The organism is Bacillus toyonensis BCT-7112, assembly GCF_000496285.1.
Taxonomy (GTDB): domain Bacteria; phylum Bacillota; class Bacilli; order Bacillales; family Bacillaceae_G; genus Bacillus_A; species Bacillus_A toyonensis.
Genome location: NC_022781.1, coordinates 3537961 through 3555027, shown reverse-complemented (window position 1 = coordinate 3555027; position 17067 = coordinate 3537961). Strand labels below are relative to the sequence as shown.

Annotated in this window: 7 protein-coding genes and 2 pseudogenes; all 9 read right to left on the bottom strand. The window is 32.9% G+C overall.

Features of this window, described 5'->3' with window-relative positions:
- Position 1: 1 nt before the first annotated feature.
- Positions 2 to 952, bottom strand: a complete 951-nt coding sequence (locus BTOYO_RS18165; protein ID WP_000085613.1) for a HamA C-terminal domain-containing protein — start codon at positions 950 to 952, stop codon at positions 2 to 4.
- 539 nt (positions 953 to 1491) lie between these two features.
- Positions 1492 to 4320, bottom strand: coding sequence for an AbiH family protein (locus BTOYO_RS18160; RefSeq protein WP_023441171.1), 2829 nt, complete (start codon positions 4318 to 4320; stop codon positions 1492 to 1494).
- The gene (locus BTOYO_RS18155) at positions 4321 to 7479 is read right to left on the bottom strand and encodes a type I restriction endonuclease subunit R (RefSeq protein ID WP_023441170.1); all 3159 of its coding nucleotides are present in this window, start codon (positions 7477 to 7479) and stop codon (positions 4321 to 4323) included.
- Positions 7480 to 7500: 21 nt separating this feature from the next.
- Entirely contained in the window at positions 7501 to 8757 is a 1257-nt protein-coding gene (locus BTOYO_RS18150; RefSeq protein WP_023441169.1) for a restriction endonuclease subunit S, read from the bottom strand.
- Positions 8747 to 10339, bottom strand: a complete 1593-nt coding sequence (locus tag BTOYO_RS18145; RefSeq protein ID WP_023441168.1) for a type I restriction-modification system subunit M — start codon at positions 10337 to 10339, stop codon at positions 8747 to 8749. The genes BTOYO_RS18150 and BTOYO_RS18145 overlap by 11 nt, the downstream gene beginning before the upstream one ends.
- Positions 10340 to 10364: 25 nt before the next feature.
- A pseudogene (locus tag BTOYO_RS18140) lies at positions 10365 to 10909 on the bottom strand (restriction endonuclease subunit S).
- A 124-nt stretch (positions 10910 to 11033) separates the two neighbouring features.
- Positions 11034 to 12023: pseudogene (locus BTOYO_RS18135) on the bottom strand (PD-(D/E)XK nuclease family protein).
- Between the two features lie 26 nt (positions 12024 to 12049).
- A complete protein-coding gene (locus tag BTOYO_RS18130; protein WP_023441165.1) occupies positions 12050 to 14494 on the bottom strand; it encodes a restriction endonuclease-like protein in 2445 nt (814 codons plus the stop codon).
- Positions 14469 to 17009, bottom strand: coding sequence for an MrcB family domain-containing protein (locus tag BTOYO_RS18125; RefSeq protein WP_023441164.1), 2541 nt, complete (start codon positions 17007 to 17009; stop codon positions 14469 to 14471). Before BTOYO_RS18125 ends, BTOYO_RS18130 begins: the two co-directional genes overlap by 26 nt.
- Positions 17010 to 17067: the final 58 nt, after the last annotated feature.

Below are 17067 nucleotides of genomic sequence, written 5' to 3'. Positions count from 1 at the left end.
ATCAATCTCCCAACATTTGCAGATTTTTTAATTTACGATGCAATGCAGCAATTAATTTTTTCTTGCTTTCCAAAGGAACTAAAATAACTACAATATTCAAATGGGCATTCCACGGGTGACTCCCTTTTTTTTTCATAAATCGTTTATTTAATTTAGATATTTCTTTTATATATTCACTTTCAAACTCTGTAGGGTCACCATACTTAGAAAAAACTTTAGTTTCATATGCACAAAACATAGGTACTATTATGTTATTTAATTTCTCTGCTAATCTAGTATATTTGTTTAATAGATTAACCCAATGTTCGGGATCTGTTCCTGCATCAACTAAATTTTGCTTTGTATCTTTTATTCTTTTAGATATAATAGTAAATTCGCTTTCAAAATAGTCACTATTAAAATGCTCAAATAAGTCTTCGACTAAAGCATCTATTCCTCGTCCACCATCAGTATATATTTTAGATTCGCCTAGCCATAAAGTATTTTCTGTAGGATCGATATGAACTGAGTCAAATCCATGTACAGCATGTCCATATGAATCTTTAAAATAAATCTTTGCAACGAGAGGTAATGTATTAAAAAAATATTTTAAGATAAAATGAAGTATTAATTCTCCAAATTCACCTCTTTTTAAATATTTATCCTGTAGGTCATCACTCCAACATTCATTATTTAAATATGTTGTTGCCGCCTTTTCATATGCATCAATTTTATAAATCGAATTTGCAGCCTCTATCAATACACGTAATATATTCTCTTGTGCAACCATCACTCCTTGATGATATCCTAAAGCAAAACTAGGTACCTCTTCAGTTAAAAGTGTTACAAATTCTTTAAGCATTTGCTCAAGATTCCCATCATCATTAATGTCAAAATCTATAAAATACGAATGTAAATTAGTATCATTAATTTTACAAGTTAATACACTTCTAACTTCTACGGCTCTACTCAATTTACAACCACCCTAAATAATTTTAATTTTATAATAATTATAACGTATTTTAATTTATTATAATATACATATTATACACCTCATAAAGCATTAACCATAAAAAGGATTGAAGAATATAAAAATATTTAAAAGAACTTACAATACACGTTTTGTGTCATACACATTGTTTACCACTGTTTGAAGCAGGAGCTAGTATTAAAGCTCCTAATCATTTAGGTCACACAGATAGAAAAACTGCGATGGACATCTACACACATTACACAAAAAACAACAGAAGAAGCTATCAAAAAATTTGAAACCTCCCTGCAAATATGACTACACTTTTGAATACTTCTACATGAAATTAATTAAAATTTAATGAAATCTAAAAAAGCCCTAATCCTGAATAATCAAGAAATTCACATAAAAAAACCACCAAACAGTTATGTATGGTGGGGACGTTGGGATTCAAACCCGTCTTCTTTATATTGCTTTAATTACAGTCTTTGTAATGGCTTTTTGCAGCTAAACGACACGGTTGACTACTCTTAATAGAAAATCTACTTCAATTCATCATTCAAATATACTATTTTTTCATCCAGTTCTTTCTGCCAACCCTGCTTAATTGCTTGAGCATACTTAATTGGATTAGCTCCTGAATGTTTAACTCTGTAGCTTTTAAAATCTTTACTATCGATAATATTCCCGATATTTGGAATATCCTTAGCGCCATCAACATACTGTATAGCTGATAGAACGAGTTCTTCTTCTGAAACAGACCATTTTTCTGAAAAATCTTTAATAATTTCATTTCGAGCCTGTATGAAAAATTCATTTTTTAAGATCGGTATATCTTTTTTGGAAATCGATTTTGCATTCTCAATTTCAGTCAAAATTTTACGATAAACATCTATTACAGTCTTAGTTTTATTCTGTCCCTCTAAAGCCTTAATAAGTTCTAAAGATGCAGCTTTATCTCCCACTAAGTGGGCATACAACAAGCTATTAATAGGCGTATCTATTTCATTAGTAATGGCTTCTTGTTCCAAATCACTTTCATTTTTCATATTTGAATCATTTATATCTTTTGATTCCATCTGGCCAAAATTTCGAATTTCTTCTTTTAGCTTCATATTCATTTCTTCTAAAAGCTCTTCTAAAACTGAGTATTTTTTTAACCGCGATAGTTCTAAAGACAAATCTTCAAACTCAAGTAAAATATTATCATCAACTAATTCTTTGTAATTATTAAAAATTTGAATATGCTGCTCTTGATGTTCCAAATAATATTCTTTAATTGATTTTATATCTTTATCTACAATCAGTTTTGTATGATTTGAAAAAACATCTAAAATAACATCAACAATAAGATCCTGACATGAATTCATTACATCTGGAAGCTTCAAATGAAAAAGTCTAAGATTAGGAAAACCTACTGACTCTTCATTACCCTTCATAAATGATGAGAGCTTAATAGATTCATCAGGATAGCCTAATAACATTATTTCTTCAATTTTATTTCCTACTGTCAAAGGAGGGACTAAACCGGAAGAATAATCAATTTGCAAAACACCTAAATTTTCCAGGTGAAGTTCCTCTAGATAAACATTTTTTTCATCAACTATATAGATATTAAGTTCTGTTAAATTTGTTGATTTTTCTAAAACATCTTTCTCAATTACAATATCAGTATTTCCTAATAATGTTAATTTTTCTATATTATTTTGTTTATCTGATTTAATATAGAACCTACTTTTCCTTTTAGATGTAAAAAAACAATTAATAATTTCGAGCCTTTTCAATGACTCACATACAGATACATCCGCACTCTCATTGTTTCCATTCACCAATGTACAGTCTTCCATTTTAATATAAACCAAGTTACTACCATTTTCTAAAATTTTGATGAGAAAATTACTATCTATTTCTGTATTAGAAAAAAAGATCTTTTCTACCCTTTTTAGTAATATTAGAAAATCATCAGAATCACTGAGTTTATTAAATTCAAAATCATCAGAATCACTGAGTTTATTAAATTCAGCTACATCAATTGATTTTTCAAAATAAATTTGAGAGATTCTAGAATTATTTTTATTGTTTACTAAATTTTTTGCAATATGAAGTACCTTCTCTACATTATCAGAACTTATTCTTAATTCGTTAATATTACGAAAACTAAAATGGTCTATTGTTAATGTTAGCTCGGATAATATATCTTCATTTGGAAATTTATTAGGAAAAAAAGAATCTATTTTCTGATATTCTTTATAATTAGATACTATTGATTTATCCAGTTGTAATAGAATTTCTAAAAATGGAACCAATATAATTTTTTCAGCAATAGCAGAACCAAGCTTCCTTAAAATTTCTTCCATCTTTAATATATAATCATCTTCATAATAAAATATAAATACTTTATTGGCTTTTTTAATTAGTTTCGATAAGAATAAAAAGTCACTCCCTTGAAGAGAATGCCCTATAATAAACAAATCATTCTGAACTTCATCACTATTTAGATTAATAGTAGACATTATTTGATTTCTTGTCGTATTTAATATCTCATCTTTCTTAATCCTAAATAACTTATCATTTATTAGAGACTGTGAATAGTGAATCTTACTAATATCCTCACTATCCGTGAAACCACCTCCGAATAAAATATTTTTTTCTTCTAGACTTCCATGTATATGAAAAATTCTGTCTTTCGCTTTCTTCAAACTTAACATAGATTGTGGTATTTCATTAGAATCATAAAGTACACTTCCACACAAATCTTCCAGTGAATTCGTATAATTAAAGTTAACAAAATATGTATTTTCATCTTTGATTAATTTTTCAAAAAAAGGATTTACTTTTTCTGTGAATTTTTTTACCCCAGGAGTTCCAGTTGGAATTGTTCTTTGCTCAACCCATTTAGGATATTCTTCTAAAAGGTACTCGTTAAAATCTTCTTCTAATCTTTTAATGGCATTATTTATAGACGCGATATCTAAAATATCGTGCGGTTCTTCATTTTTTTGAGATCTATTATTTATTTTTCTAATGGTTTCTTCATATAAACTTTCAAAATCTGACCAATTCAAATGAAAATTTTCATATTTTCTTAGAAAAAGCCGATTATAATTATATAAATCATAATCTTTATCGAACTTTTTTTTATGTTTAATATATTCAATAAAGTTTTGATATGAACTTTTCAGTCCCAGGCCCATATCAAAACCATTCCCAATTACTACTATGTTTCTATTATTAGATTCTTTATTCATAATAGATTCTTTATTCATAATAGATTCTTTATTCATAATAGATTCTTTATTCATAATAAATTCTTCATTCATAATAAATTCTTCATTCATAATAAATTCTTCAATTTCATTTAAATTATCCACTTAACGTAACTCCTCACCCAATGGTACAACAAATTCATCAAGTATTTTTCTCCATTGGCGTTTCATTTCTGGTCCGTATTTTAGAGGTTTCGCATCTGGGTGTGCGATTTTATAATGATCAAATCGCTTACTGTCGATGATTCCTCCGATATTAGGAATAGGATCGGCACCTATTATATATTGCATTGCAGATGTATACAGCTCGCCCTCATCTACAAACCAAGTATTTGCAAATCGGGTTATTACATGGTTTCGTGCTGTAGTGAAGCAGCCTCGTTTCACTTCAAAAATATCTTTATCTGGATCAATTTCTTTGTTATCAATAGCACTCAAAATATTACGATATATTTCTTTTACAACTTCTGATTTCTTCAGTTTTTGAAGCATTTTTTCGATCTCGTCACGGATATTCTGATTATTGGCTGAGTACCTTCCTAATAGTCGGTCAATATAGGTTGAGTCAATATCATAGATCTTAATTGCATTTTCTCCATAGAATTCAATGTCTGAGAAATCTGGGCTCGTTCCATCCTGGCCCTCTTCATCTACTAGTGAACCTTTAACCGTGTTGTATACACCAATATATTCTTCTAAGGTATTCACCTGTTCTTGAAGTGCTGTTGATTTCTCCATATCATCATTGTAATCATCATATGTAACTAAAGCTTCATAAGCATTGTTTAACTCTTGGAAAGCTTTCACAAATTCAATCCGGGTTTCAAAAGGTGAGTGCTCGTTAATATCGGTTGGATTTGGAACTAACGCTGTTAACGACTTGTGAGCCTTTTTAAAACGCTTCTTCGATTCATCGTAAGTTGGATAAACAAGATTAGATTCCTCTTTTTCTTCAGAATATACCCTCGTAGCTTCCTTTACGTTTTGTTCCATTATCGAAGGTTTCCGGAATGTCACAATCAATCCTTTTGTTTTTCCTGGATAGGTACGATTGGTACGAGAAAAGGCTTGGATTAAATTGGCATAACTTAAATTTCGATCCACAAATAACGTTTGAATCGTTGGTGCATCGAATCCAGTTAATAAGCGGTCTACAACAATGACTAAGTCAATTTGTTTTCCAAATTCTTTGAACTCCGCTCTCTTACGAGCTAAGCGGTTATTAATATCGCCATTATATCGTTCAATATCTTCTATCGACCAGGCAGTGTGATAATAATCGTTATAGTCCTTAATAATGTCGTTCATTTCATCTTGAAGTTGTTTGGAATTGTCCTCATTTTCTTGTATCGAATAGGTGATAGCAATCCGCGGAAAATTTGGATCTTCAATTGCACGCCCCGTTCGAATCGGATGTCCAGCAAATTCTTTCGTCAACCATTCTGGATCCTTGATCATTTCCTTGATTGCCTGATAGTAACGTTTCGCCATATCAATGGAACTCGTTGTTAAAATTGCAGACTTTTGCGGGCGGCCATTTTGGAAATCAAATTTGGTATAGGCATTATCTGGACGGAAAATCTTACGAATGACTTTTTGAATATGTTCATCCCTTTCGAAAGAAGATGGTTCAAGATATGCTTCCTTTTCCATACCATCCATTTTATCAATAATGTCGTTAATTTCATCATTACTAAAATGAGCGTATTTTTCATCTTGACGCAGTTTATCAAAAATATAATTATTAAATGTTGTTGGTTCAATCGTATCTTCGTGTTCTACTTGAAATCCTAAAACGGCCCCATCATCTAACGCATTCTTAATGGTATATGTATGCAAGACTTCTCCATATTGATCACGCGTGGTTCGAGCTAATCGACCTTTAGCTTGTTTCTTGTTTTCATTAAATATCGGTGTACCTGTAAATCCAAACCATGTAGAATTAGGGAAATTTTTTTTAATCTCTTCCATTCCTTCTGCGCTTAACGCTCGATGGCATTCATCTACGACAAAAACAATATGTTGACCAAGTAGTTTCTTAAAACGTTGGGTTCCTTTTTGTTCCTCTTGTCTTTGTGCATAGCGCAAGGCAGCTTCTAACTTTTGACGAGTGGTAATAATCACTGTATTGGAATTAGCATCAGATAGTAGAGTATCACTTAGCTCTTTTGCACTTCCGGTTCCAACAATCAAGCTATTAGACTTGGCATTACCAGAAGTAATACCAGTATTAAACTCGGAAGCAAATTTGGTAAATTCTATTGTAGTTTGATTATCCAAGTCTTTTCGATCAATAAGCATAATTGTACGATCTACACCTGGTTTACGAGCTAATAATTTCGTAGAAACAAAACTTGTCAACGTTTTTCCTGAACCAGTCGCATGCCAAACATATCCTGATTCATGTTTCATAGCAGAAGTAAACAAGGCTTCAATTGCGTGAATTTGATAAGGGTGTAAGACCATTAAGGCTTTGTTGTCTTGATCCTCACTCACAATCGTATAATTAGCAATCAAGCGATGTGCATCTGGAATATTTAAGACTTGTTTCACGAATTCATAGAGATTTTCTACTTTTCGATTGTCTGTTGTTCGCCAACTAAATACAAATTTCTTATGCATGTCTTTTGGCATCGCATTGGCAAAATAGCGTGTCGTTTGTTCGTTGGAAATGACAAATAACTGAAGAGTAGAAAAGATATTATTTCTAAACATCCCTTCTTCTGCGTATTTCTTGATTTGATTATAAGCTTGGAATACGCCGTCTTTGGCACTGACCTGTTTCAATTCAATTTGAACAATTGGCAACCCATTGATTAAAAGTGTCACGTCAAATCGGCGATCACGACCATCAACGTTTGCCTTTTGTTTCGCAATCTGATGAACGACTTCATAAGTAGAAATTCCGCCACCAATATCTTGATTGGAATACAACATCAATGACATTGAACCCAGTGAAACATCTTCACGTTCAATTGTAATTCGGGAGATTCCATTCTCCCCTTTAAGCCATTTTGCTGCATCAAAGGGTGTCTGTGTTTTTAATAGCAATTCTGTTTTAATATTATCAAATTCTTTATCAGAAATTGGATATTCCCCAATTTCTGATAAGTTATTCTGCGTAATTTTTTGCCGCAAGTTCTTCCATAGGTCTTCTTCAGATTTTAAATCAGGACGATAATCCCACTGATTATGTCCTTCTCCTAACACTTCAATCAAGCGTCGTTCCACTTCAGCTTCATCATTATGTGGTATCTTTGTCATGTTTCTCCCCCCTTTAACTACCTATACAAACATTTTTTGTAGGAATGCTTTTTTCATTTCTTTTAAGGCATCTAATTCACGCTGTCGCAGAGTAATAGTGTCGTCTAATTGTTTGAAAAAGTTACCGATTTGTTTTTGTTCCTCATTAGAAGTTAAATAAACTTTATATAGCCATAAGTCACTTATTGCTATATTAGCTTGATTTGCATTTCCTCTCTCTATGGATCCTATATAGTTCATATATCTTTTTTGCAATAGATTCTGATAAATAAAATAACTATTATATCCATTTAGTGGAGAGATTTTCACTAAATTTTGATTCAATAAACCTTCATTTTCGTTATTAACAATTATAGGTCTTCCAACAGCAGACTCCTTCAATTCAATTTTTGATCCTACTGTAGTAATAATAATGTCCCCTATGTTCAACTTATACTTTGTATAATCATTTTCATATTCTCTATCTAAAAAAATTTTTTCATTGTCAAATTTTATTTCATTAGAAGACAAGTCAGAAACCCTAACTAATCTGACACCCTCACTTTTATAGTCTTCTGATTTAAATGCAAAACCTTTTATATAGCTTATACAATCTCCCAAATTACGCTGTTCCCATTCTCCAGTAAATCCAGGGAACCGAATCTCCGGCACCGACTTTCCTTCCTTTGGAAACATTTTTTGCAAGAATCCCTGTTTTGTTTGTTTGAGGACGTCTAGTTCTTGGTGATGAAGAGTGATAGTCTGGTCGAGATTTTTGAAAAAAATACCTATTTTGTTTTGTTCTTCCAAATTAGTCGGAATATTAATTTTCTTATCTAAAAGTTCGTTTTTAGTAATTCCTTTTATAGAAGTTCCCTGAACATTATGTAACTCTTTTTGCAATTTGTTATATAATGAATAAACTCCAAACCATTCATTTACTTTAAGGTTACTTAATGAGAGAAAATCTTGACTTGTTGCGTATTCAAATTGCATTAATGCAATTTTCCCAACCCCGACTCTTGTCACTATAGCTATTGAATTTTTAGGAATTAATTTAGTAGCCGAATTTTGCAAACCCTTTTCAGCTATTTTTTTCTTTGCAAAAACATCTGAAACTTGATGTTCATGTAAATCAGAACTTTGAATCCATGGTATTTCACCATTCCAATATTCTTTAATTGTGGTCTTTGGAGTTCCCCCCCCAAAAGTCTCTTCTGATAAATCTACAATCTTACACTGCTTCCAATTTTCAGTGCTTTCCTGGAAGCGAATGTCTGGTGTACGTTTATTTTTCACGATTAAACACCTCTAATGCACCCTTGATCCATTCGGCGTTTTCTTCATCAAATTGTAGTGAAGAAATCATATCATATAAGCTAGATTCTAGTTCTTCTTTTTCTTTTCTAATGTCTTTGATTACTGAGCCAACTGATGCCATATCAACAGGCGCTTCTTCTTCAAAGGTAGCTACGTATCGGGGGATGTTCAAATTGAAATCATTTTCTTTGATTTCATCAAAGGTAGCAACATGGGCATATTTGTCCACACCTTCACGATTCTTATACGTTTCGACAATTTTATCAATATTTTCGTTAGAAAGTTTATTCTGGTTTTTCCCCTTCGTAAACTCATTACTTGCATCAATAAATAACACATCTCGAGTAGTACGATTCTTTTTCAAGATTATAACTGTTGTTGGAATTGATGTCCCAAAGAATAAGTTTGCTGGCATACCAATAACAGCATCAATACTGCCATCTTCTAATAGTTTCTTACGAATCACACCTTCTGCCGCTCCACGGAACAGTACCCCATGCGGTAAGACGATTGCCATTGTTCCTGAATCTTTCAAATGATAGAATCCATGTAAAAGAAATGCAAAGTCTGCTTTTGATTTTGGCGCTAACTTCCCGTAACGGTTGAAACGAGAATCATCTAAGAACGTATCATCTGAAGACCATTTTGCAGAGTATGGAGGGTTCATAAGGACAGAATCAAAGGTATAAGGCTCATCCGTTGGCCAATCTTTGTTCAACGTATCCCCATTGCGTAAACGTATATCTTCTTTATCAACACCATGTAAGATCAAGTTCATCTTCGCTAAATTATAGGTCGTTGTATTTAGTTCTTGTCCATGATACTTTACATTATATGGATGGTTAATATAGTTCCGAATATTCAACATTAAGGAACCTGATCCCATAGTTGGGTCAAATACACTAAATAATTTTTTGTCTTCTTGACCAATTGCGGCAATACGAGCCATCATATCAGATACTTCATGAGGTGTATAGAATTCTCCAGCTTTCTTACCAGCTTCTGAGGCAAATTGACCAATCAAGAACTCATAAGCATCCCCAATTACATCACCATTATATCCCATTACATCAACATCATTTAGTTTCTTCAGTACTTCTGTAATGGTAATATTTCGTTGTTGATCTTCTGATCCCAGCTTTTTTGATCTCAAATCCACATCATCAAACAATCCATTAAATTGATCATATTTTGTAGACAGATCGATAAAGGCTTTATTCAATTTGTTTAACTCAAACGTGTTTTGTTTAGCTTGCTTAGTTAATACGTTGAATAAATAATCTGGTTCAATATCATAACCTAATGTATCCACTAGCGTTTCAATCAAATCACTTTTTATATCTTCATCTGCTAGTAAATCTCTATACAATTGAGCTTGTTTTTCTTGTGTATTGTATTCTTCTAGCGACTCATCTGCTATTTCAACTACCTTTTCTAATAACTTATCAGATAGGTACTTGTAAAAGATCAATCCTAATAAGTAATTTTTGTATTCTGATGCATCCATTTTGCTTCGCAAGTTGTCTGCAGCACTAAATAACTTTGAGTTTAATTCAGCCATGTTGCGTTCCTCACTTTTTCTATTATTAGTCTAACTGCTTCAATACTTTTAAATAAAGTCGCTCTTCAAGTTCTATTTGTTTCTTTGCAAAAGCTTGACGCTTTTTTCAATCGCCCGTTGTTTCTCAATACTTGGCAACTCAATTTCAAATTCTTTCAAAATTGATAGAGCTAATTCTGGCATAGTACTTTCTTACGTAGAAATTGTCATTTGCTTTTTCATTGATTATAATTCATTCAATATATAACATAAATAGCTACTATGCGTATAATTATGTTCAATAATAAGTTTCGTAAAGTTTTGGTTTATAATCTTCTCTTTGTTTAACTCACTTACCATCCCGGCTTTGGAGCTAACAAAGCTGAAAATAGCATTTCTAGCACCGCTCAAATAACTGTATTTATGCTTTGAATTTCCACTATAAGAATTAGCTTGTGAATCTAGAGATGATCCATCTAAATCATTCGTTAAATTCTCAAACGAATAAGCAACTAAAGTTAGATTACTTCGCTCATTTCCTCTAGAAAGGTTTCTTCCGATTCTAACTGTTACGATATCTTCAAATTTCATATATCGTCCTCTTTAAAAAAGTAATTCTTTAAAATTATATCATCGCTATGGCGATAAAATGATAGCACCTTGAAAATACTCCGTCAATTTTAATACACTGAAAAAAAATGACCTAATCCATCTACTATTGAACACCTGACTCGTTTAAAAGCCTTTCTCCTTCCCTTAAAGTTTTCATTGTTTTTGAAACATCAATTCCCTCTTTTCCATCTCCCACTCTATAATCCCTCACCACAGCAACAGTCATATATTGCCCATTGCCAAATCTAGGTTTCTCCACATTGAAAGAATAATTATGACTTTGTTCGATTAACGCTTTACTCCACTTATCCCTAAGTTCTTTTCTTCTATCCTTATCAGCAACATGTATTTTAAAACATAAACGTCCTTCTTCTAACTACAAATACTGCTTACAATTATTATCTTCTTGTTCATTCCACCATAAGGCATAGAACCCACCATTCGGATTAGCTACATACCCATATTGACCTTTGATCCCGCGTTGCTTTAACTCCTCATAAAACCCTTCCCAAGCTTCACCGTTCCATTCGCTTAATGGAAGACTCTTATACGAATCATATTTTTTCTCTATTTCTCTTAAATAAAAATAGTAATCTAAAAATATTTGATCTTGAACTCCTCTATCTATATTCTCTTGTAAAAATTCAAGCATATCTCTTCTTGTAAACAACATATATTTTGCGTCAATTACTGCTGAATAATCACTTTGATTACCTATTTTATAGTAGATGGGTAATAGGTCGCTCTCTTTGTATTTTTCTAATTTAACCACTTCTTCATAATAACGCTTCAATTGATTAGAATGTTCTTTTGTATACGTTTTATCTTCAATTAAAATAGCCTGATTACCGTTAATTTCAATAAGTATATCTAAACCTTTAAATTGTTTCGTAATCTTAATTTCTTTAATAGCAGCTGGAAAGTTCTTTTTACGTAAGTCATATATTCTTCTAATAAAATCTATACTAGCTGCATGTAAGCATTCATCGGTTTCTTTATAGTGTGGGTTCGCCCACTCTGTTAACCAACAAATAAAAGCATCTTGTGACAACTCACTTGTTCCATATGAAAATAAATTCGGTCTCTTGCCCATTACCTAATCCCCTTTTTATCTAAGTGCTATTCCCCAACATTTAATACTTCTAAAACTTCCCTAAACAACACCGATCCCCTACCAACAACCAACTCCAAAGCAACTTCCTTAACACGTCCAGCTCTCCCAACCATAACAACCTCATTCTCATAATCAACCCAAATCTGAACATCCTGCACATAATAACTCTTAATAGAAGAAGCCTCATCTAAGTTGTTATGATCCAGCTCAACCTTAACTTGCTTCGTAAAACGACGCAGCGTTTTCCAAAGAATTCGTTCTTCTTTTGAGTTCATGAAGAGTTCTGGGAGTTCTTGTACTTCTTTTAATAATGACATAGTTGTTATTGTGTATGTTTGAATACCATATCCTACCGGGCGAATGAGGTGGTCTAGTTTTTTCCATGGCTCTAGTTCGAAATGTACATACTCATCGTTTTGTTGCATTTGAATATGCTTGATTTTGGCGACGTATTGAATTCCACCTTTTTCTCCGTGCCATTTTTTCGGTGCATATAATGCTATGTACTTTGCTTCTTGCCATCCTGGTTTTAGCTGTTTGATTGGTAATTGATATACGCCATTCTTTCGATACGTTTCATAGTCGTTTTCAGTTTTCACGCTGCCTACTAATACTTTTTCTTCTAATGAAGAGTGCCATTCTTCTTTTGTGCCTCTTGGAAGGATGCCTTCTTTTATAATTTCTTCTGGGCTTTTTTCAATGAGGTGATCTAGAAATTGTTCGACTAGTCTTGTGGCGTTTGGTAAGAACGGGAAACCACCGATATTTACTTTTTCTATACTTTTATAAAATGGATGATTCTCGTATTCTTCCTCTTGGTTCCACGGGAATAGTACGTATGCTCCGTAAGCTGTTCGTTCAAATGGACCTTCTTGTTCTACTACTAGTGCGTCTCTGTAACGATGCATTGTGTTAATATCTTCTTCCATTGGACCAGGGGTGCCATACTTCCTTTTATAATGAGATCTTTCAGCAAAATCAATTCGATATTTTGCATCAAAAATGTATTGATATTGATAGTTCTTTCCCTTTTTCTCAATAGCGAGCATTGTATCTGGTTTTTGTGTAACTGTTGGCAGTCGACCGTTTCGTTTTTGGAAGTATAGCTCGATTACCTCGTCTGTTTCTGGATGTTTGAACGTCCTTTTCGCAGTTTTACTTTCATCTAGCGTTACATATAAACCATCTTGCTTCACTTGAATAACATCTTGATGGAGCGGTATATATTTTTTAGATAGAATTTGTCCAAGTTTTAAATACGTCCAGTATTCGTATAACCTTGCGACATCTTTTACCGACATTTTGAAAATTTGTCCTCGTAATGTTAATCCTCGCGATAGCATTAAGAAAATTTGATACGCATCTCTATAGCCTGCCGCCATCTGGATAACAAGTGAAAAGACTGAGCGATCCAATTTTCCGATTCCTCTCCAAAATGGATCGTTCAATTCATTTTTCATTCGATACTTCATATTTTTTACACGTTCCAGCAAATCTTCATCAGTTTCACCACGTGTATATCTAGACTTTTTCTCTAGTACCTTAATTAAATCATCTATTTTATGTACAACTCTTTGAATCATCCATTTAACAAATCGATTTTCCAGCGTATCATAAGAAACTTCCTTATAAGCTGTAATGCCTTTAGTCGGTATATTGTTTTCTCCTTGTAGCAAGTGTGGTCGCTTTCGCAAATAGTTCATTCCGACAGAATCCAACTTACGAATTTTCTCTCCACGTACTAGTTGATGCCTAGTCATAAGCGTATGATGCGGTTGTCTTTTAATGTGAGAGATCGACTTCATAAACCGCTCAAAGGAATCATTTAAAATACGATAAAACTCACTCTTCGATGGATTTGTAGCGTAAATTGCAGATGCTCCTAAGTAAGTTCTCTTTAGTAAATGAAACGCTAAATTATAAATTTCATCATTTACTTCATCTAATAAAGATCTGTAATCATCCTTATAATTAAGTTTTGCCGGGAAAACTTCAAATGTAACAGTTAATAAAGTATCTTGATTATCTTTAATTTCAAACGTTGTATTTCCTACTTCATTCGGAAATGAAAGGCTCCCCATTAACACGTGAAGCGAGCCCATTTGAATGGAGCTAACTTGCTTTCGAAACCCCGGATGTTCATGATAAAAAGACAGCTGCTTGTTATTTTTCGGAACAACAACAAGCTGATAACTTCTATTTTCAAAAAAGATTGGCGGATGTTCGTTCCATTCATCTAATCTCTGCAGTCTCGCATCAAATACAGAAACGGATTCTGTCTTACCATCTACATGAAAATACATCATTTCATCTGCGTTCATAGCGTGATATTCTTTTAAACTCTCATATTTTTCATGATAAGGATTTCCTTTAATCGTCAATGATAGCTCCTCTGTTTCAATCTTAACTAGCCCTATCTCATTACTAGATCCAGAAAGAGGTGAAACCATCATACTCGAACCTCCTTAACATATGAGACAGCTTATTAGCTGAACGAGGATACTTAGCATAGGAAGCATCATTATTGCCACTATCGTATTCTTCATTTGCACATAATACATACAACTGCTTTAATACCTCTTCCGTTCGTCCATCGCTCCCTGCAAGACGTGGTAAAATCTTTTGATATATTTGATAATCAAGTGCTTCATCGAACGATAATAACTTCCCTTGTTCGTTATATGCCATATAGAAGCAAATTTCATCTCGTATACGATACCCAACTTGAGCTCCAACTGATTCAAGTATTTTATTTATTTTTATTAAAACGTTCGATATATTTCTCACAAGATCTTCGTTTTCTTTAAAGCATTCTTTTAAATGAAGATACTTGGTCGCTAAAGAGCTATCAGAAACAATTTCAGCTTCCTTCTCTTCTACATCCATTAAGAAATTAAAATAATCTAAGTTAACGGTATTAAACTCAATTGTATTCGCACGATCTAACACTTTCTTACTTAAAGGATGTGTCGTTTCATCCATATTTACAGTTCCGATAATATATACATTTGATGGAATCGTAATATGCTTATTCGTAATTGATTCTGGAAGCACTGGTGACGTAACAATTTTCCCATCTCTCCATTTACGACTTTCAATTACACTTAAAAAGTCACTAAAGTAGTATTCCACTCGAGCCAAGTTCATCTCGTCCAACACTACAAAATACGGCCTATTTGGATTTGCATCTGCATTTGCAAGAACTTTAATTAACGGTCTTTCTTGAAACTCTCCTTGAAGATTCACATAACCAAGTAAATCAGAGCTATCACTCCAATCAGGTCGAACCGGAATAAGCGTAAATTGCCCATTCTCTTCCGTAGCCCCTAAACTCTCTGCAAACCACTGCACAATTTTCGTTTTTCCTGTACCTGAAATACCTGATAAAATTACAAATGGCTTTGTTTTTAATGAAAGGAAGAAATTAATAAGATCCTTTTTCTCATAAAAGAAACCTTTACTTTGAATATAAGAAGACACATGATCAATAATTGATTGCTGATCTAAATACACTTCTTTCCTCTCATAGATCATTTCATATTTCGTTCCTTTCTCTTTATAAGCTATGAATCCCTCATAATAGCGAAGCATTTCTTCTAGATCCTCTACTAGCTCTTTTTCACTTGGCATTTTATTAGCATCATACGCAATATAAGCCGCTGTTGAATTCGCATATCCTTTTGCTTTTGGACTTGTACCTAGGAAAATGTCATCGTCTTTTTTTACCCTTTGGGACATGTGTATTTGCTCACGAATCTCTTCTTTAATTTTTTGCATCTCTTCTTTAGTCGTTTCTGTTACACCTTGTCCAATGGTCAAATATAATCGTTGCATATCTTCACTAAATAAATAGACGATATAATACCCTCTCTGTGTCGATGTTGTAATATCTCTATGCATTAGCGCAATCCACGGAACTGTTGCCCAATTCCCTTTTCCAACTGACCCTATCACACTGTACCGCTTCTCATTTATAAATGGTAAACGAATGATCTCTGTTGCTATATCATTTCGGACTGTTAATCCTAATTTATGTCCTGCAAATTTTTCTGTTTTTGCATCCAAATATTCTTTCATTACCTTTAAAAAGCCTTCACGTAAACTACTACTCATATTACCGCCCTTTTCTTCACTCTTTTTTATGTATTGTTCGGCTGGAATCCATTCAGCATTAATTATTTCCAATTTCTCAGACCACATTAAGAGGTTATGGGTGCGCTCTTTTGCTAATGATTCTAGCATTAAATTATCCCCTCTAGAGTTCCGGACAATCGTCATCGCTAAATGTACTAAAGCCGCTTTCTTGTCCCTTCTCTGATATGCTCTTAAAAGATTAAGCACAAACATAACAATGTGAAAGTATTCCTGCTTTAAAACTAGCTTTCGAATAACATCATTCTTACTTTTTGCCTCAATATATTCAATTAATAAAGATGTATTAATATTATGATTATTCTTTAAAAATCCCAGTAACCTTAAATCTTGCCTTCCTTTAGATTTAACTCTATACAAATTACCATTGGTTTGATCACTTAGATTTTTCGGATCGTATGTATTGTTTATTACCTCTTCCAAAAATCCAACAACTTTATGATACTGCTCACATGGCAAATTATCAGTTTGGAATTCTTTAAATGTAATAGCTCCTGATTCCGTTACATACACAAATGGAAGCTGCGAAAAGAAAGCTAACAAGAAAGCATTACATTCACTTGCTTGTCCAAAATCCTCACTCTTTACCGTACGCATAGCGATAAATTTTCCCCAAGCATTCTTAAGAAGTTCAAAGCCCACTTTAAAATAAGTTGGCGCTTCTTTTCCCTTTTCAAATTGCTCACGTGAAAATTTAGTTTCAACTTCTAATCCTTCATCATCCTTGTTTATAACTAAATAAGTTTTTTCACCTTTTATATCTTCAACCTGCTTCATTGTTTTAGCCAATTCAATTATGAGTTGCTCTAACATTTTCATCCCCACCGTTACAATTAATTACAATTACTACTATTTTACCAAACTATGTATA

What these genes read in the sequence shown, in the direction of transcription:
- BTOYO_RS18155 (WP_023441170.1), bottom strand. Translation starts at nt 7,479, where the DNA reads ATGACAAAGATACCACATAATGATGAAGCTGAAGTGGAACGACGCTTG.
- BTOYO_RS18145 (WP_023441168.1), bottom strand. Translation starts at nt 10,339, where the DNA reads ATGGCTGAATTAAACTCAAAGTTATTTAGTGCTGCAGACAACTTGCGA.
- BTOYO_RS18130 (WP_023441165.1), bottom strand. Translation starts at nt 14,494, where the DNA reads ATGGTTTCACCTCTTTCTGGATCTAGTAATGAGATAGGGCTAGTTAAG.
- BTOYO_RS18125 (WP_023441164.1), bottom strand. Translation starts at nt 17,009, where the DNA reads ATGTTAGAGCAACTCATAATTGAATTGGCTAAAACAATGAAGCAGGTT.